General features: G+C 67.1%; 18 protein-coding genes and 1 pseudogene. 4 read left to right on the plus strand and 15 right to left on the minus strand.

What is annotated here, in order from left to right; translation table 11 throughout:
• Positions 1 to 55: 55 nt before the first annotated feature.
• The 10 genes and pseudogenes from A5622_RS20820 to A5622_RS20865 all read right to left on the minus strand — a co-directional run.
• Positions 56 to 595 (minus strand): annotated as a pseudogene (locus A5622_RS20820) (type VII secretion-associated serine protease); the annotation flags it as partial.
• Positions 580 to 2109, minus strand: a complete 1530-nt coding sequence (gene eccD, locus A5622_RS20825; RefSeq protein WP_082976031.1) for a type VII secretion integral membrane protein EccD — start codon at positions 2107 to 2109, stop codon at positions 580 to 582. The pseudogene A5622_RS20820 and the gene eccD, both read right to left, overlap by 16 nt.
• Positions 2106 to 3131 carry a MinD/ParA family protein gene (locus tag A5622_RS20830; protein ID WP_156749105.1) on the minus strand — a complete coding sequence of 342 codons (1026 nt, stop codon included), beginning with the start codon at positions 3129 to 3131 and terminating at the stop codon, positions 2106 to 2108. Before A5622_RS20830 ends, eccD begins: the two co-directional genes overlap by 4 nt.
• Before the next feature lie 128 nt (positions 3132 to 3259).
• Positions 3260 to 4090, minus strand: a complete 831-nt coding sequence (locus A5622_RS20835; protein ID WP_066870103.1) for an ESX secretion-associated protein EspG — start codon at positions 4088 to 4090, stop codon at positions 3260 to 3262.
• 117 nt (positions 4091 to 4207) lie between these two features.
• Positions 4208 to 4495, minus strand: a complete 288-nt coding sequence (locus A5622_RS20840; protein WP_007771836.1) for a WXG100 family type VII secretion target — start codon at positions 4493 to 4495, stop codon at positions 4208 to 4210.
• Between the two features lie 51 nt (positions 4496 to 4546).
• Positions 4547 to 4861 carry a WXG100 family type VII secretion target gene (locus A5622_RS20845; protein WP_040630553.1) on the minus strand — a complete coding sequence of 105 codons (315 nt, stop codon included), beginning with the start codon at positions 4859 to 4861 and terminating at the stop codon, positions 4547 to 4549.
• Between the two features lie 102 nt (positions 4862 to 4963).
• Complete coding sequence (locus A5622_RS20850; RefSeq protein ID WP_066880958.1) at positions 4964 to 6145, minus strand: PPE family protein; 1182 nt, start codon at positions 6143 to 6145, stop codon at positions 4964 to 4966.
• Between the two features lie 30 nt (positions 6146 to 6175).
• Positions 6176 to 6481 (minus strand): PE domain-containing protein, encoded by a 306-nt coding sequence (locus tag A5622_RS20855; RefSeq protein ID WP_066870097.1) that lies wholly within the window; start codon positions 6479 to 6481, stop codon positions 6176 to 6178.
• Positions 6482 to 6730: 249 nt separating this feature from the next.
• Positions 6731 to 7129 carry a VOC family protein gene (locus tag A5622_RS20860; RefSeq protein ID WP_066880960.1) on the minus strand — a complete coding sequence of 133 codons (399 nt, stop codon included), beginning with the start codon at positions 7127 to 7129 and terminating at the stop codon, positions 6731 to 6733.
• Between the two features lie 64 nt (positions 7130 to 7193).
• On the minus strand, positions 7194 to 8522 hold the full coding sequence (locus tag A5622_RS20865) for a HAMP domain-containing sensor histidine kinase (protein ID WP_066870089.1): 1329 nt from the start codon (positions 8520 to 8522) through the stop codon (positions 7194 to 7196).
• A 227-nt stretch (positions 8523 to 8749) separates the two neighbouring features.
• Between A5622_RS20865 and A5622_RS20870 the strand changes: the two genes are divergently transcribed.
• From A5622_RS20870 to A5622_RS20885, 4 genes are all read left to right on the plus strand, one after another.
• Positions 8750 to 9391 carry a TetR/AcrR family transcriptional regulator gene (locus tag A5622_RS20870; RefSeq protein ID WP_066870086.1) on the plus strand — a complete coding sequence of 214 codons (642 nt, stop codon included), beginning with the start codon at positions 8750 to 8752 and terminating at the stop codon, positions 9389 to 9391.
• Positions 9388 to 10599 carry an acyl-CoA dehydrogenase family protein gene (locus tag A5622_RS20875; RefSeq protein ID WP_066870083.1) on the plus strand — a complete coding sequence of 404 codons (1212 nt, stop codon included), beginning with the start codon at positions 9388 to 9390 and terminating at the stop codon, positions 10597 to 10599. Before A5622_RS20870 ends, A5622_RS20875 begins: the two co-directional genes overlap by 4 nt.
• Positions 10600 to 10660: 61 nt before the next feature.
• Positions 10661 to 11080 (plus strand): hypothetical protein, encoded by a 420-nt coding sequence (locus A5622_RS20880; protein WP_066870080.1) that lies wholly within the window; start codon positions 10661 to 10663, stop codon positions 11078 to 11080.
• Between the two features lie 30 nt (positions 11081 to 11110).
• Positions 11111 to 12328 (plus strand): GNAT family N-acetyltransferase, encoded by a 1218-nt coding sequence (locus A5622_RS20885; RefSeq protein ID WP_066880962.1) that lies wholly within the window; start codon positions 11111 to 11113, stop codon positions 12326 to 12328.
• Between the two features lie 4 nt (positions 12329 to 12332).
• On the opposite strand, the gene A5622_RS20890 is transcribed toward A5622_RS20885, so the two are convergent.
• From A5622_RS20890 to A5622_RS20910, 5 genes are all read right to left on the minus strand, one after another.
• Positions 12333 to 13292: an alpha/beta fold hydrolase gene (locus A5622_RS20890; protein WP_197508061.1), complete on the minus strand. Its 960-nt coding sequence runs from the start codon at positions 13290 to 13292 to the stop codon at positions 12333 to 12335.
• Between the two features lie 269 nt (positions 13293 to 13561).
• Positions 13562 to 14263 carry an ABC transporter permease gene (locus A5622_RS20895; RefSeq protein WP_066870120.1) on the minus strand — a complete coding sequence of 234 codons (702 nt, stop codon included), beginning with the start codon at positions 14261 to 14263 and terminating at the stop codon, positions 13562 to 13564.
• A 71-nt stretch (positions 14264 to 14334) separates the two neighbouring features.
• On the minus strand, positions 14335 to 15303 hold the full coding sequence (locus A5622_RS20900; protein ID WP_066880966.1) for an aliphatic sulfonate ABC transporter substrate-binding protein: 969 nt from the start codon (positions 15301 to 15303) through the stop codon (positions 14335 to 14337).
• A complete protein-coding gene (locus A5622_RS20905) occupies positions 15300 to 16085 on the minus strand; it encodes an ABC transporter ATP-binding protein (protein ID WP_066880968.1) in 786 nt (261 codons plus the stop codon). Before A5622_RS20905 ends, A5622_RS20900 begins: the two co-directional genes overlap by 4 nt.
• Positions 16086 to 16180: 95 nt before the next feature.
• A complete protein-coding gene (locus A5622_RS20910; protein ID WP_066880970.1) occupies positions 16181 to 17296 on the minus strand; it encodes an ABC transporter substrate-binding protein in 1116 nt (371 codons plus the stop codon).
• Positions 17297 to 17396 lie beyond the last annotated feature (100 nt).

Genomic DNA, 17396 nt, shown 5'->3' on the forward strand with positions numbered 1-17396 from the left:
CCCCCACCACCCCCCCCCCCGGTGACCATCACCCAGGTGCTTCCGCCCCCGCCGCCACCGGGGGCGGCACCTCGACCGGCGGGGGCGGCGCGCCGGCGATCGGCGGCGGGCCCGCCGGCGGCGGGAACGCGGGAGTGGCGGGCATCGGCCGCGGCATCGGCAAGATCCCTTGGGGCGCAGCGGCGATGATCGAGCTGACGATCGTGCCGTGCGCGTCGCAATCCGATAGGCCGTCCTCACCCATGATGTAGTCGCCGCCGGGGACCGCCGGCAGTCGCGGGTTGGGGGTGACGCCGGTGTCGATGACGGCCACGGGCACCCCGTTGCCGGTGCTGTACTGCCAAGCCTTTGTGATGTTGAGCAGGTTGAAGCCCGGGGCCAGCTGCGCCACGTCGGGGTTGCGCACGGTGATCGGGGTCGAGCAGCTGTTGGCACGGCGCATCGGCTGATCGGATCGCGGGGGACCGTCCGGCGGCACCATACCCGGATCCACCGGTGGTGGTGTAATGGCAAGCGCGACAGGGGTATTGGATGATAATGCGACCAATGTGACAGCGGCGGCCACCGCCGCGGCCCTTCTCAGTGGCGAATCCACGTGAAGAGCCCTCCCAAGGCCGCCGCCGCTGGCAGCAAGACGATGAACGCGAGCACTTCCACCCACTCGACGGTCAACCGGATGAATGGCCTAAACCGCATCGCCGGCACCAAAAGCGCTGCGGCCAAACCCAATGCGGCGAAGGTCGCCACCGCCACCGCGGGCCACATCAACCCGGCCATCACGTCGTGCGGCGCGGCGACGGCATACTTGACCACGCCCGCGCACACCGCCGCGGACGCCCCGCACACCAGGGCGATGGCCTGATACTTGGCGGCGAACCCGCGACCCTGGGTCAGGAAGATGCCGGCCACCAGGCCGGCCACCACCAACGCCAACCACGCCCACGGGCGCCCCGGCGCCAGCACGCCCCACACCGCGGCGGGCAGCACTATCGACACGCCGACGCACAGTCCCACCTGGACCGCGTTGACCAGCCGCGCCGACGCGGCGATCGCGGCGCCGCGCGCGCTGATGTCGGTCAATTCATTGTCCTCGTCTTCGGATTCGTCCTCGCTGACCGGGGACACGGTGTCGACGGGCATCCCCTCGCGCCGCGCGAACAGGTCCCGCCCGGTGATCGATCCGAAATGCGGCGGCCGGACCCGGGCGACCCACAGCGCGATCAGGGGAGCCATCCGGACCAGCACAAGCAGTCCGACCAAGACGCAGACCGCCAGCACCTGAGCCGAGGCCGGCCGGAACATCCGGACGGCGGCGACGGCGGTCAGCACCCCGAAGACCGTCACCACCGCGGTGACCACCGCGGTCTGCCAGCGGTTCCGCGCCGTCACCCCGATGGCGATGGCGCCCAGGATTACGATGACGGCGCCGATCAGCCCGTGTGCCGCGCCGAGCCGCCCCGGCGGCGCGCAGCCCCCGGCCGTGGCCAGCGACAGGACCGCCAGCCACGCGAAGCCGCTGAAGAGGTCGCGCCGCTCCCGCCACCCGCTGCGCACCACCAGCGTGGCCACCAGCAGCAGGACACCGACGGCGCCGGCGACCGCGGCCGGGACGGGGCCGTCGGTGAATGTCCGGGCGCGCAGCGTCAGGGCCACCACGACCCCGACCGCCATGGCGATCACCGCGACCGCGGTGTGGGCGGCGGTCAGCGGCGTCACCGGCGCGAACATCCGATCGCCGCCGTCGCGGCCCAGCCACTTGCCCATGGCCGCCAATCCCGTGGACAGCGACTCGTACTGCGGTTCGAACGACTCGCCGTCCACCCTGGGCACCAGCACCAGGGTGTCGCCGTCCTGGACGCCCAGCTCGTCGAGGCTTTTGTTGATGTCGAGCCGGACGCCGTTGATCTTGTGCAGTTCGTAGCTGCCCGCCGGCAATGCGATGCCGTCAAAGCCTTTGCGCTTCAGGTCGGCGTCGAACAGCTCGACCATTCCCTCGAAGAATCCCTCCATCGGAATTCCGGCGGGAAACACCTGGGAACACAGATGCTTTTCGTAAGAAATGTTGACCGCACAACGCGCCGGGAAAGCGACCTTATGCGGCGCTGTCACAGCACCGACCGCTCGGCGTCAGGAATGTATTTGTCCGCCAGCCCTGCGGTGATTTCGAAGAGACGCAATCGCGTTTTCTTCTTGAGCTCGTGAACGGTATCGATGATGCCACCTTTGGCGAGGTGGGGATCAAACGGCAGCACTTCGACCGTCGCGCCGACCTTGGTGAAACGCTCGGTCAAGTACGCCAACGCGTCCTTGTCGGTGATCTGGTCGGTGTGGTTCACAATTACGGTGCTGCGCGAAACCAACTCGTGGTAGCCCTGCGACCGCAGGTAGTCCACCGCCCGCAGCACCGGGCGTGACCGGTCCGCGGTGATGCCGGAGACGAACACGAGCGTGTCGGTGTTCTCCAATACCGGCTTCATCACCTCGTGTTCGAGGTCAGGGGAGGTGTCGACGATCATCACGGTGTGGGTGCGTCGCAGGCGCGACAGCACCCCGGAGAACATCGCGGGCACCAGCGGCCTGGGCTGGTCGGAGGTCCGGTTGCCGGCCAGGACGTCAAGCCCAATGACGTTCTGGCCCAGATGTTCTCGGATATCCGCGTAACCCTGGACATCGGTGTCGTTGATGATCGCGGTGTAATCGCCGGGCGGGGATTCGTCGATGCGGTCGGCCAGCGTTCCGAAGCCCGGGACGGCGTCGATCGCAATCACGTTCTGCGGCCGGCATTCCCGGAACACACCCCCGAGGCAGGCGACGAGCGTGGTGACGCCCACGCCGCCCTTGCCGGAGACGACCGTGATGACGTATTGCCGTCGAATATGCCGCCGGATGCGATTCTGCAAATCCCGGTAGTGCCGTTCCCGGGGGGACTCGCCGGGATTTATTTTATGAAAAGAGATGGTGTAAATGAATTTCCGCCAGCCTGACCCTGGTGGAATTTTCCGCGGCGCGGCCAGATCGGTAATACGCATGGTGTCCGATACCGAATCCGGGAAGTTGCTGGCCCCTGACGGATCCCCCCGTCTGAGCGCTCCTTCGTCCGACATATTCGGGTCATTCCAAGGGCTCGTCACGACGAGATGCTAACACGGTTGGCGATACCGCGTTTACTCGTTCAGAAACCTTTCAAGCACGACAGACGTTGCTATTCCAAGGCTTTGGTTATCTAAGTTACTTTCGGCAGTTCGCTTGCGGCGCACCGTCACACCACTCGTCGATACGAGTGCCACTCGTCGCCCGCGGGCAATCGGCGGATGAGCCGTTGAATCGCGCCGCCGATGTCGGTGCGCGACCCGGGCGAAAGAATCTGGTACTGACGCTGCCCCGAGGTCACGCTCTCGATGCAGATCCGGCCGGCGGGAGTGTCGACGATGGACACCGTCGCATCCCCGACGGCGATCCGTGCCAATTCGTCGGGCCCCACCCCGGCCTGCAGGCCGACGATGTTGGCGTGCGCGGACCGCGCGGGATCGGCGGCCGTCAGCACCATCTGCAGCTGGTCGGCGTCGAGGCGTTGTTCCAGCAGGAACGATCGCAGGCTGGCGGTGTCGCGCACCGAGCTCAATAGCTGCTCGGTGTCCAGGGTGACCGGGCGCAGCGGCGCCGCCTCGGCCACGCCGCACAGCCGCTCGATTTGACCCACCACCAGGTCCCTGGCCGATGCCTCGTTGTTGGCCGTGCCGGCGGGATACAACCGCACCATGTCGGCGTGCCGTTCCAGGACCACCCACCACGTCGCGAAACGGCAGATCGATGCCCGCGTCGGCTCGCGGCCTGGGACCCCGATCATTACCAGCAGCCCCAGGTCGCGCCGCAGCAGGACCGTCAGCCACTCCCGGATCATCGGGTCGACCTCGCCGGCCTCATCGAGCGCACCGGCGGCCATCAGCTCCGCGGCCGCGGGGTGGCTGCGGGCGCGCTCGGGGGTGTCCAGACGCGGCAGCATGGGCCGCAGGCCCAGCTCAGGGCAGGTTTGCTCCACCCCGGTGATCGCCTGCAAGACCCATAAGCCGTCGACCGTCGTGGTCAGCATGTCGCCTTACCTCACTCAGTGGGACGCCCGACCGGTGGATAAGAGACCCAAAAGGTGGGGCACATACGCCCGGCGCATCTGCCCCACCCTTGTTTGTCTCGGTGTGGTTGTGCGGACTCAGAACAGCCCGGCGATGTGCTGGTCGGTGCTGAGCGCGTTGTCCAGCACGTGGGAGGTCGTCACCCCGTGCTGGCGGATGGTGTCGATGAGCCCCTGCAGCCCGGACAGCATCTGGGCCTGGGCCTCGAAGAAGCCCGATGCGCCGTGGCCGGCGAAGAATTCCTGCAGGGCGTGCGTGCGGTTGGAGGTGTCGTCGAAAATCGACTGCAACTGGCCGGCGCGGGAGGCGACGTCGGTGGCGAAGTCGGCTACGGCTCCCGGGTTATAAGTGATCGGGTCGGACATGGTGAATTTCCTTTCAAAAGACCATTAATGAAATGACGAATGACTGTGTGATCAGGAGCCGTGGCCGCCGAATAGCGCGCTAAAGGCGTGCGAGGAATCCGCCTCGTGGCCTTCCATCAGCGCCGCCGCCTTCGTCAGGCCCTCGGCCAGACGCGTGCCGCCGGTCAAGACTTTATTCAAGTCGTTTTGAACCTCGATGGCCGTCGCGTGCGACGCCGTCACAGCAGAGCCAGACCAGGTGGATGGGTTCATCACGTTTTCTTGATTGGCGACGTATCCCTGGCCAATCCCGATCGCGTGCTCCATGTTCGCTTGGATAGCGTTGGAAGCATCGCGAAGCATTTGCGGTGTCACTTTGATTGTCACGGAATTCTCCTTCTCCGGTGGGCCGCCCCCCGTGAGGGCATGAAGCGAAGTGTATGGCGGCTATTTGGACCTGTCGATTCACCTTTCACCAGGGGGTTGGCTTCACACTCGAGCGTCGACGACCCGCACGGTCGCGGGCTGGTCGGCCTTGTCACGGGAGCCGCGGTCGCCTCCCGCCCCGTGCCCCACGGGCATACCGCCCATCGGAGCACCACCCATCGTCGTGGTCTGCGGTCGCAGGGCCTCGGCGCCTAGTGCCCCGGCCGGTCGCAGTCCCACCGGCCGGCCACCGGTGGCGGGCTCGAAGGCGCTGACCGGACGGGTGAAACTCGTTGCGGGCACGCCCGCACCGCCCACGGATGCGCCCCCGCCGACGCCGGCCTCCGCCGCGGAGAGCCCGGTGGTGGCCGAGACCGTCGAGACGGCCGGGGTCGCCCCGCCCATGCCCAGGGCACCCGGATTGGAGAACATGCCCATCAGCGGCTGCATCATCTGCATCGGCGCCTGCATCATCTGCATGGGGGCCTGCATCACCTGCGGGACCGCTCCCATCAGCTGCTGCGCCGGCTGCATCAACGAGGTGGCCTGACTCATGAAGTCCTGGCCACCCGAGGCCGCCCGGCCGGCTCCCTGCGTGCCGGTCTGCGCGCTCTGCATGGCGGCGCGCATGCCGTCACCGGCCCCTTGTTCCGCCGCGGACTCGCCGATCGCCGCGGCGGCCTGCGCGGGCGCGGCCGGTGATGCGCCCATGGTGGCGACCGGCGGCGGAATGGTCAGGCTTTGCGACAGGGCCGTCAGGATCGTTCCGTAGCTGGCTCCGACGGCGGAGTTGTTCGGCCACATCGACCCGAAATATTCGAGCTCCAGCGACGTGATGCGCGGGGTCAGTGCGCCAAGCACCAGCGGGTTGATGCCGTAGTCGGTCGCGGTCTCGGTGCGGTTTTCGATGCACTCGGGCGCGGGACGCATTGATCCATAAGCCATTTGATATGCCGAGACCGCGGTCGAGACCACCGCCGGTTTGACGTCGACCCAGCCGGCCAGCCCGTGCAGTGACGCGTTCAGTGCGGTCGCGTTTGCCGCCGAGGCCAACGAACCCGAGCCCGTCCAGCTCGCCGACGTCGCGACGGTGTTGATCGTCGACGCGATGCTGGCGCCGTGATGGGTTGCCGCCAAGGCGGTCCAGGCGGCCTGGTTGGCCAGGTGAGTGATGACGCCGGCCCCCGCCTTGAGCAGCAGGTCGTTCTCCTCAGGCGTACGCGCAGCCCACCCCGGATCGGCCATGCGTACTTCCCCCTTTTACGTCGCTGGGCCCTAGGCCCCGATTGCCATCGTCAAGCTGCGCATGAGCTCCGTGACGACATATGTGCTCGAGGCGATGCTCTGCGCGCCGGCGAACAGGCCGCGCTGGGCGGCGTGCTCGGACACTACGCCCAGATAGCTACCGCCGCAGGCGTTGAGCGCCGCGGCGAACATGGCCGAATCGGGGTCCCCACCCATGGGCAGCACCCCCAGCAGGACGGGCGCCGCCGCCGAGGCGGCCGCTTCGGTCTCCGCGCTGATTGCCGTCTCGGTGCTCGAGGACGCCAGAACCGTTTCTGGCCCGACTGACACAACCATGATTTCCCTCCGAACGCTCAACCCAAATCCACGTACTTGGGGCCTTAGTGTAGTGCGGTTTCGTTGATCTTGTATTCACTGCGACTATGGCCGGACTCAAGGCCCGAAATTCAGTTATGCAACACCAGTCCCAAGCGTGAAATCACTGGATTCCCAGACGGAGTCGTCAATAAACCTCAGTCGCCACTCAAGACTCGGCAGCCACAAATGCACCTCCGCCACCTTCTGTGCATTGCGATGCCGCTTTATTTAATCACGTTCGTGATGGCACACCGCTTCGAGTTTGATGCCGAATGGGTCATACCAGAACGTGGCGTAATAATGGCCGGGATATTGCGGGAAATGGCCCGGCGGGTGAATGACCGTACCGCCGATTCGAACGACATGATCGTGCACGGCTCGCACCGACGACCGGTGCCGCACAATGAATGCCAGGTGTTGCAGCCCCGCTTGCTGCGCTGAGTACTCGTGCGGCTCGAGCGCTGGATAGAAGAACAGGAAAGTGCCCGGCTTGTTCTGGGCGGGCCGATAAGAAAACTCGTCGTCGGCATGAAAGAACGGCTCAAAACCGACAAGGGGCATCAGCGCGTCGTAGTACCGTTTCGCGGCTGACAGATCGGGCACGTTGATGCCGAGGTGGCCGAGCATGCCTCATTGTGCGATATCGACGGCGCGGTGCACGCGGGGGCGGGCCGGCCAAAGCGATCCGCCGCTAGGCCGGTCCGCGCCCGTCACCGGCCAACCGCAGCAGCAGCCGGGTGCCACCGAGCGGACTCGTCTGCAATGCCGCTGTGCCACCGTGCAATTCGGCCTGCTGAGCGACCAGCGCCAAGCCCAGCCCCGAGCCCGACCGCGAGGCCGTCGAGCCCCGGGCGAACCGCTCGAAGACCGTGGCACGTTCGGACTCCGGCACCCCGGTGCCGTCGTCGTCGATCGCGATCTCCACGCCCTCCCCGGAACTGCCGACGGTCAGCAGGATCTTGCCGGCGTTGCCGTGTTTGACGGCGTTGGCGATGGCGTTGTCGATCACCAGCCGCAGCCCGGTGGGCAGCCCGATCATCAGCACCGTCGGCGACGGCACGAGCGAGACCTCCACATCGGGATAGACGCGCAGGGCGTCGTGGGCGGCGCGATCGAGCAGCTCGGTGATGTCGAACGGGACGAAGTCGTCGACGGTCGTCAGCTCGCCCTGGGCCAGCCGCTCCAGCGCGGTCAGCGTGGCCTCGATGCGGCTCTGGGTGCGGATGACGTCACCGATCACCTCGTGACGCTGCTCGGGTGGCAGGTCCAGCGTCGAGAGCACCTCCAGGTTGGTGCGCATGGCGGTCAACGGCGTGCGCAACTCGTGGGAGGCGACCGCGGCGAAGTCGCGGGCCGATTCCAGCGCGGCCTTGGTGCGCTGCTGCTCCTTGCCGATGCGGGCCAGCATTCCCTCGACCGCCTCGGCGATCTCCACGGCCTCGCGCACGCCGCGAACCTGTACCTCGTCCGGACTGGACTGGGCGTTGATCGCGCGGGCCTGCTGGGCCAACAGCAGGAATGGGTTGACCATGATCAACGAGATCACCCAGCCCACCACGACGGTGCCGCCGATGACGCTGGCGCAGATCAGCAACACCCGCAGGTGCAGTTCGTTGATCCGATGCTGGGCTTCGGCCAGCGGCGCGGCCAGCGCTATCGAGGCGGGGCCCGCGGTGAAGGTGCGGACCCGGTACTGCACCCCGTTGATCGTGGTGTTGGCATAGCCGTCGGGAAGCTGGGGCAACACGATGCTGCTGGGCACCGAGACGGTCACGCCGCCGATACGCGCGGTGCGCACCAGGTTGCCGTCGGGCGCCGGCCGGTCCGGACTCGCGTGCTCGGCGTTGTTGAGCAGGCTGCTGATGTCACCCAGGCTGCTGACCGAATCGAGCCGACGATCCAGCTGGCTGTACTGATCGTTGGTCACGCCCACCCACACCCAGGTGCCCAGCAGGACCACGAGCGTCATCACCGATATGGCGGCAACGATGACGATGGTGCGCAGCGACAGCACCCGCATCGGCAGCTGTACACGCGGTAGGACGCGAATGTCAGGCTCCTTCGGTGGGTTCGCCAATCCTTCTCGACAAACCTTGAGTACAACCCTCACAGCAGTACCGGTTCGGCGCGATCAAGCGCAGTGGCGTTTCGCAAGAATTTAACGCTAACCGCATCGCGCACTCCCCCGTCACGTGCCAAAACCGGGCCGATTTTGCCCTGACCAGGGTGAGTGAGTACTCTCTCACCATGCTCGCGTCCGGACGTGACCGGCTGCTGTCCGCGGCCCTGCGGCTTTTTGCCGCCAAGGGCTATGCGGCGACGTCGGTGGCCGACATTCAGCGAGAATCCGGCCTGGCGCCGGGGTCCGGGGCCCTCTACAAGCACTTCGGCTCCAAGCGCGAACTCCTCGAGGCCGCGGTCGCGCACCGGATCGACAGCATCGTGGCCGCGCGCGAGCAATACGACGCGGGGCAACCGGGCAGCGTCGAGCGGGCGGTGCGCATCGCCGGCCAGCTCATCTGGAGCAACCTCAAGCAGAGCGAGGACCTGCTCAAGGTCATGCTGCGCGAGCCCGACGAGCTCGGCGATCTCGATGAGAAGACGTGGCAGGTGATCACCGACAACGCCTACCAACGCTTCGCCGACGAGCTGGCCGCGTCGAATCGGTCCGGCCGCACCAGCATTCCCGACCCCGAAGCGGCCGCGGCCGTCGCCATCGGCTCGCTGTCCTACGCGGCGACGCTGCAAGCGCTGACCGGTCGCCTGCCGGGCAACACCGACGAAGAACGCTACTTCGAGGCGTGGGTCAACCAAACGGTCAGCGTCCTCGCCCAGTACACAAACCCCCGAAAACCCTTGAACACCAATGATTCAGGAGCACAGCTGTGACATTCTCCATGCAACTGTCCGACGACGTGATCGAAGTGCGCGACTGGGTGCACAAGTTCGCGGCCGACATCATCCGTCCGGCCGCGGCCGAATGGGACGAACGGGAGGAAACGCCGTGGCCGGTGATTCAGGAGGCCGCGAAGGTGGGGCTCTACTCCCCCGACTTCTTCGCGCAGCAGGCCGCCGAAGAGACCGGGCTGGGGATGCTGACCGCGTTCGAGGAGATGTTCTGGGGTGACGCCGGCATCGCGCTGTCCATCATGGGCACCGGGCTGGCCGCGGCGGCGCTGGCCGGCAACGGCACCCCCGAGCAGCTGGGCCGCTGGCTGCCCGAAATGTTCGGCACCGCGGACGAACCCAAGCTGGGAGCCTTCTGCTCGTCGGAGCCCGACGCGGGGTCCGACGTCGGCGGCATCCGCACCCGGGCGCGCTACGACGAGGCGGCCAATGAGTGGGTGCTCAACGGCACCAAGACCTGGGCCACCAACGGTGGCATCGCCAACGTGCACATCGTGGTGGCCTCGGTCTATCCCGAGCTCGGCACCCGCGGCCAGGCCAGCTTCGTAATCGGTCCGGACACCAAAGGTTTGGCGCAAGGCCAGAAGTTCAAAAAGCACGGGATCCGCGCATCGCACACCGCCGAGGTGGTCCTCGACAACGTCCGCCTGCCCGAGGACGCCATCCTGGGCGGCCGGGAGAAATTCGAGGCCCGGATCGCCCGGGTCAAGTCGGGTGCCTCCACGGGTGGCCAGGCGGCGATGAAGACCTTCGAGCGCACCCGGCCCACGGTCGGAGCGATGGCCGTCGGCGTGGCCCGGGCCGCCTACGAGTATGCCCTCGAATACGCCAGTCAGCGCGAGCAATTCGGTCGCAAGATCGGCGAATTCCAGGCCGTGGCGTTCAAGCTCGCGGATATGAAGAGCCGCATCGACGCGGCCCGGCTGCTGGTGTGGCGGGCCGGCTGGATGGCGCGCAACAACCAGAACTTCGACTCGGCCGAGGGTTCGATGGCCAAGCTTGTCGCGAGCGAGGCCGCGGTCTACGTCACCGACGAGGCCATCCAGATCTTGGGCGGCAACGGATACACCCGCGACTACCCGGTGGAGCGGATGCACCGCGACGCGAAGATCTTCACCATCTTCGAAGGCACCAGCGAGATCCAGCGTCTGGTGATCTCGCGTGCGCTGACCGGGTTGCCTATCCGCTAGCGGCCCTGCGGCGCGGCGGCGTCTGATAGCTTCTGCGGCACACCAACCGTTAGGGGCTGACGTGAAGCGTGCGGTCATCGCGGCACTCGGGATCGTCTTGGTTGGCTGCTGTGTCGGCGCGCCCCGGGCGACCGCGGACAACCCCGCGTGCACGGCGTCGACGTGCGCGTTTTTGTCCCCGTCCCGCAACATCAGTTGCGAGATCGACTACCAGCGCGATCCCGGCATCCCCGACGAGGCCTACTGCCAAACGAACGAGCCGCCCGCGTCCGTGCGCCTGTCCACCACCGGCGCGGTGACGAACTGCACGGGCACGTCGTGTCTGGGCAACGCCGGCATCGGCACGCCGGTTCTGGCCTACGACCACACCGCCGGAGTGGGTCCGTTCAGTTGCACCTCCAAGCCCGACGGAGTCACCTGCACGGTGTCCTCGGGCCGCGGCTTCACGATCTCCAACGCGGGGATCGCACCCGTCGGGTGACCTTGTGCGCCATACAGACATGATGACCCAATGAGCACCGAGATCCGGGTTCTCGACACCGAGGACGAGCTCATCGCCGCGGCCAGATTGTTTCGCACCGCGATGGTGGGTCTGCCGCCGCTGTCGAACCTGCCGCCCGGCCAGATCACCAAGCTGCTCGACCCCGGCCGCACCATCGGCGCGTTCGTCGACGGACAACTCGTCGGGACCGCGGACGCCGTGACGAGCACGCTGACCCTTCCCGGCGGGGCCACGGTGAACCACGCCGCCGTGACCCACATCGGCGTGCTGCCGTCCTTCACCCGGCGCGGCATCGCCACCGCATTGGTCGGCCACCAGCTGCACGACGTCGCCGCGCGCGGCGAGGTGGTCGCATCGTTGCGGGCCTCGGAGGCCACCATCTATGGCCGGTACGGCTACGGGGTGGCCAGTTCCTTTCAGAGCGTGGAAATCACGACCGCGCGGGCGGCGTTTCGGCCCGAAGTCGGGTCGGGCGGTCCGGTGCGCCTGCTGGACGCCGCCGTGGTCTGGGAACTCCTGCCCCGCATCTATGACACCAATCGACCGTCTCGGCCCGGCACCATCGACCGTCCCGGCGTGTGGTGGGAAAGCGCCCGGCTTCGCACCGAATCGTCTTCGGGGGCCTGGTATGTCGCGGTGCACGGCGACCGGGGCGCCGAATCGGGTTTCGTCCGCTACCGGCCGATCAATACCGAGAATTGGTTCGTCAGCGAGCAGCGCACCGTGGTGGTCGAAGACTTCTTCGCACCCACCGCCGACGCGTATCTCGGGTTGCTGCGTTTCCTGCTCGGCCTGGATCTGGTTGACCGCGTGCTGTTTTGGATGCTTCCCCTCGACGACACGCTGCCCTGGCTGTTCCTCGACCGCCGGGCGGTGAAGGTCACCGCGGTGCACGACGAAACATGGCTGCGGGTCATCGACGCGCAGCGTGCGCTGGCGGCACGCTCCTATGTCGGCGACGGAATCGTGACGATCGCGGTGAATGACCCACTGCTGCCGGATAATTCGGCGAACTTCAGCATCACCGGTGACGGCGCCGAACCGACGACGCGCGGCGCCGACGTCCGCGTCGGGATCGAGGGACTGGGCGCCGCGCTGCTCGGTGGCACAACCTGGCGCAGCCTCGCCGAAGCCGGCCTGGCCCGCGCCGACGATCCGGTGGCGCTGGATGTGGCCGATCGGCTGTTCGCGGTCCCCGAGGCACCGCACGCCGGGACGTTCTTCTGACCGGTCAGCGGTTCGGGTCCGACCGCTGCACCGCCAGGCGTACCCCGGCCGCGACCACATCGGGCTGGTGAACCTGGATGAAGTGGTCACTGCCGGTGGCGATCAGGTGCGGGGTCTGGGGCCGCAGCGCGATCAGATCCGCGGAGGCGTCTCGCCACGCCTGTTCCAGCTTCGCGCCCTCCTCGGGTGCAACGGTGCCCGGGATCGCGAACGGCTCGGTCCTCGTCAGCACGACGGTCGGGACCGGCGGGAAAGCCGGGGCCGCGCCGACTTGTTCGACGCTCTTGTCGATGTCGATCTCCTCGAACGTCGGCGAATTCGCGAACTGGGCCAACGGCTGGTCCAACGCTTGGCGATACGTCGGCCAGTCCGGTCCGAGCAGACTCGGTATCTCGACCGGGAACGCGTCGACGAACACCAGGGCCCGCACCTGAGCCGGGTACGTCTGGGCATACAACCGGATGAACAGCCCGCCGAGCGAGTGACCGACCAGAACGTACGGGCCCGGAAGGTGGGCGGCGGCCAGTAACGCATGCAGATCTTGGACCACGTCCCGCGCGGTGCGCGGCATCGGAACCGGTGAGCTGCGGTCGGTGATGCTGGGCGGATCGGGATAACGCAGCGTGCCGGGCCGGTCGTAGGCGCAGACTCGGTGATCAGCGGCCAGGGCCGTCAATACGGCCGGGCCGATGGCCGGTGCGGTGGCGTCGGAGTTACTCCACGGATCCGATGAGTTGTGATAGCCGGACTCCAAAATTATTGTCGGGCCGCCTTTTCCGCGGCACGTGAGATAGAGGTGGCGCCCATTGCCGATCTCGACCGGGCCCGAGAAATCACCGCCAGATCGGGGTGCGCCGCGCTGCGCCGCGTCGCCGCACCCCGCCAGCGCGATCAGCAACGCGAGGGTCAGCAGGCATCGGCGAACACCCGCAGTGATTCTTCGGACCTCTCGCATCGCACGCATCGCGCTATTGTGCGGGTAAGCCGGCCCCACGTGAAGCATGGCCACCAGGATGCAACGAGCGAACGCGGCCGGCGCACCGGCTTCGAGCCCGGCTATAGCTACGCGCGCAACTACATCGGTCTATTCCCCGCGGGCTCACCTGATGCAGCGGGCGTTTCACTCGCAGGCATCCTGATCCTCGCCGGAGGACCGCTGATGACGGGTGGGCTCGACAACGCAAGCGCCCGTACCCTTTTGGGTGTTGCCTTACTGCTCACTGCTGACGCGGACTACCCGCGTCGCCGCACGATCCGGGTCTCCACCGCGCCCAAGGCGCCGTCGGTGAGCTTGCCCAGGCCGGCCAACAGCACGATGGCCAGCAGCATGACGTCGGTGCGGCCGGTGTTCTGGCTGTCGATGAGCAGGAACCCGAGTCCCTTCGAGGACGCGATCAGTTCGGCTGCGACCACGAACAGCCACGCGTTGGCCAACCCCAGCCGCAGTCCGTTCACCAGCTCGGGCGCCGCGGCGGGCAGCATCACCGCCGTCAACAGCGAGGCACCGTGGCGGCCGTAGGCTCGCCCGACCTCCAGCAGGTGGGGGTCGATGTGGGCGAGCGCCGATGCCGTCGTCGTATACACCGGAAAGAATGCGCCGATGGCGACCATCAGGATTTTCGGCGTCTCGTCGATGCCAAACCACAAGAGCAGCAACGGCACCCACGCCAAGGACGGCACGGTCCGGAAGGCGGCCAGCGTGGGCGCCAGCAGCCTGCGCACGGTGACCGACAACCCCACCAGTGAGCCCAACGCGAGCGCCACGCCGGCCCCGGCCAGGTAGCCGACCAGCACCCGCGAACCGCTGGCCTCCAGATGGGTCCATAGCTCGCCGTGCCGAAGCAACCCACCGAGTGCGGACACCACGTCGCCGGGAGGCGGCAGCTGGCTGGGAGCGAAGAACCCGGTGACCGCCGTGGCAAGCTGCCAGATCACCAGCAGCAATATTGGAACGATCAGGCCGACCAGCGCCACCGGCAATTTCGCCAGCCGCCCGGCCTTCGGCGTCAGTGCGCCTGCTGGGCGAACTTCGGCTCGAACAGTGTGTTCAGTGCGCTGCGGCCGGCGTCCTCGGATTTGATGTCGCCGTCCGCCACGGCCAGCGGCACCACCCTGGTCAGCACCGCGCGCAGCGAATCGTCCGGCACCGGCGAGATGTCCAACGCCGTTCGGCCCAGCTCCTCTTGCGCCACGCTCAGCGGTACTTTCGCCTGCGAGGCCAGCAATGCCGCCAGCTCGGCCGGGTGCTTCGTCGCCCACTTGCGGGCCTCCTCGTAGGTATTGACCACCACCTGGACGGAATCGGGATGCGCCGAGACGAAGTCCTCACGCACGTTCAAGACACCGCCGGAGTTGAAATCGGGGTTGCGGTAGATGATGCGGGAACCCTGCTGCTGAATCGTCTCGGCCATGAACGGGTCCAATCCGGACCACGCGTCGACGTCGCCGCGCTCCAGAGCGGTTTTGCCGTCGGCATGCTGCAGGTTGACGACCTCGATGTCGGCGGGCGAAAGCCCCGCCGTGGCAAGCGATTGCAACAGGAAGAAGTACGGGTCGGTCCCCTTCGTGACCGCGACCTTCTTGCCCTTCAGGTCCGCCACGGAGTTGATGGGTGAGTTCTTGGCGACAACGAGCGCCGTCCACTCCCCTTTGGCGTACACGTCGACGGTCTTGATCGGTGTGCCATTGGCCCGCGCCAACAGGGCGGGCGAACCGCCGGTGGAGCCGAAGTCCAGGGCCTTCGACCGTAGCCCCTCGTTGGCCTTGTTACTGCCCTGCGACAACACCCAGGTGACGTTATAACCCTGCTGTTCGAGCAGGTGCTGATCGCGGATGACCAGGCTCAGCGGGTTGTAGTAGGCGTAGTCCAGGTGCAGGTCCTTCGCCGTCGCCGTGCCATTGCTCGAACCGCAGGCCGACGCCGCGGCAACTGTTACGGCCGCCATCGCCATCGTCGTCAGATACCGCCGTTTCACGACGTTATCGCCTCCTCATCGATCACGGACGACGCGGTTGCACCACTGCGCCGGGGCACGCCGAGTTCGTCCAGTAGCTGATCACGCAGCGCGGTGATGCGCGGGTCGCCGCGGTCGCGTGGTTTGGGAATCGGGATGTCGAATTCCGCGACGATCCCGGCGCCGCCGGTCGCATCGGCGCGCAGGATCAGAACCCGGTCGGCGAGAATCACCGCCTCGTCCACGTCGTGCGTCACCAGCACCGTGGTGGTGCCGGCCTCTTGTTGCACCGTGTCCAGGAGGTCCTGCATGCGCAGGCGGGTCAACGCATCCAGGGCGGCCAGCGGCTCGTCGAGCAGCAGGACGCTGGGGCGCCGGGCCAGTGCCCGGGCCAGGCCAGCGCGTTGCGCCATACCGCCGGACACCTGCCGCGGGTAGTGATCGCGAAACTTGGTCAGGCCGACGACGTCCAGCCAGTGCTGCACCGCAGCAAGGCCTTTCGACCGCCCAGCACCCGGCGTCAGGCCGAACTCGACGTTGGCCGACAGCGACCGCCAGGGCAGCAGGCGGGGTTCCTGGAACACCACGGCGCAGCGCGGGTCGATCCCCCGGACGGATTCGCCGTCGATCTCGATCCGTCCGGCGGTGGGCAGGTCCAGGCCGGCGATCAGTCGCAGCAGCGTCGATTTGCCGCTGCCCGACGCCCCCAGCAAGGCGACGACCTCGCCCGGTTCGATTTCGACGTCGACGTCGTGCAACACGGGGTGCATGCCAAACGTGCGGTTGACGCCGCGAAGTGACACACGGGCCGGCGCCGGATTGCTCGTCGTCACCCGGGCAGCCTAGGAACGTCCCCGGCCGGCCGCCAGGTTTGCATTGATCATGATTCGAATGTGGCCTATTGCGCCCGAACGAATCCCGCGCCGACGGCCGGATTGACCCCGGCGTCGCGCAGCACCGCGGTGGCGGTATCCGGCTGGACCGCACCGTCGGGCAGCGTGGCCGCCGGTATCGCCTTGATGCGGTAGAGGAAGTCGGTAGCCGTCTTGATCAGGTCGGCGCTCTCACCGGTGGGCGCGAACGGAAGACGCAGCCGGATGCCCTCGGTGCTGCCGCCTTGCTCGGCAGGCCATTTGCGGTAGAGCGAGTCGCGCAGGTCGGCCGCGGAATAGCCCTCCGTCTGGCTCTGGGCGAGGCGCACGATCTCGTCGGCATTGCCCGGATCGGCGAGGTAACGCTGGGCGTCGAGTTCCGCCTTCAGCCAGCTCTTGGCGATGTCGGGATGCTTGTCGGTGAACTCCTTGTCCATTACCAGGAATCCGCCGTCATGCTGGCCGGTGAGCGCGCCGCTCGCAACGCGTTTGGCCAGTCCGGCGTTGACCAATTTCGACGGCACCGGCTCCCAGACGATGGCGGCGTCGATGGTGTGGTTCTGGAAGCTCGACGTGATCACCTCGATGCTCTGGTTGAGATAGGCGGCCGGTTTGATGCCCAGGGCATCGAAGCTGGCCTGGGCGATGCGGTCGGTGCAGCTGCCCTGTGGCGTGGCGACGGTCTTGCCGTTGAACCAGGCCAGCGCGTCGCGTTGGTTGGCGAAGTTGGGCGCGTCGGGCCGCACCAGGAACACGCCGCATTGGTCTTCTGAAAGCCCCAGCGTGGCAACGATTCGCAAGTCTCGGGTGCTGCGCTTGCTCACCCCGACGATGGACGGCATGTCGCCCACGTAGCCGATCTGCTGTTTGCCGGCCAGCAGCTGGCTCACCACGATCGAGCCCTGCAGCCCGACCTGGAAGTCCACCGTCGAGCCGCTCGGCAGGTATTTCTTCCAGAACTCCTTGCCCCGCATGACAACACCCGACCACGCCTCGGTGTAATACGGCTGGTAGCCGACGGTGAGGTGCACCGCCCCGCCGCCAGAGACGATGTCTTTGCCGCCGATATTGCCGACAGCCGCGCAGCCGACGGCGGTCAGCATCGTTATCAGGGCAACGGCGAGGGTGTGTTTCAGTCGCATCGACGTCTTTCTGTCGTCAGCGGTGCGCAGCTGTCGGGGCTCGCAACAGCTCCATGGCACGGTGTTTGATGTCTTGCAGGCGGTCGTCGTTCAGTAGATC

Source organism: Mycobacterium sp. 1245801.1 (assembly GCF_001673055.1).
Lineage (GTDB): Bacteria > Actinomycetota > Actinomycetes > Mycobacteriales > Mycobacteriaceae > Mycobacterium > Mycobacterium europaeum_A.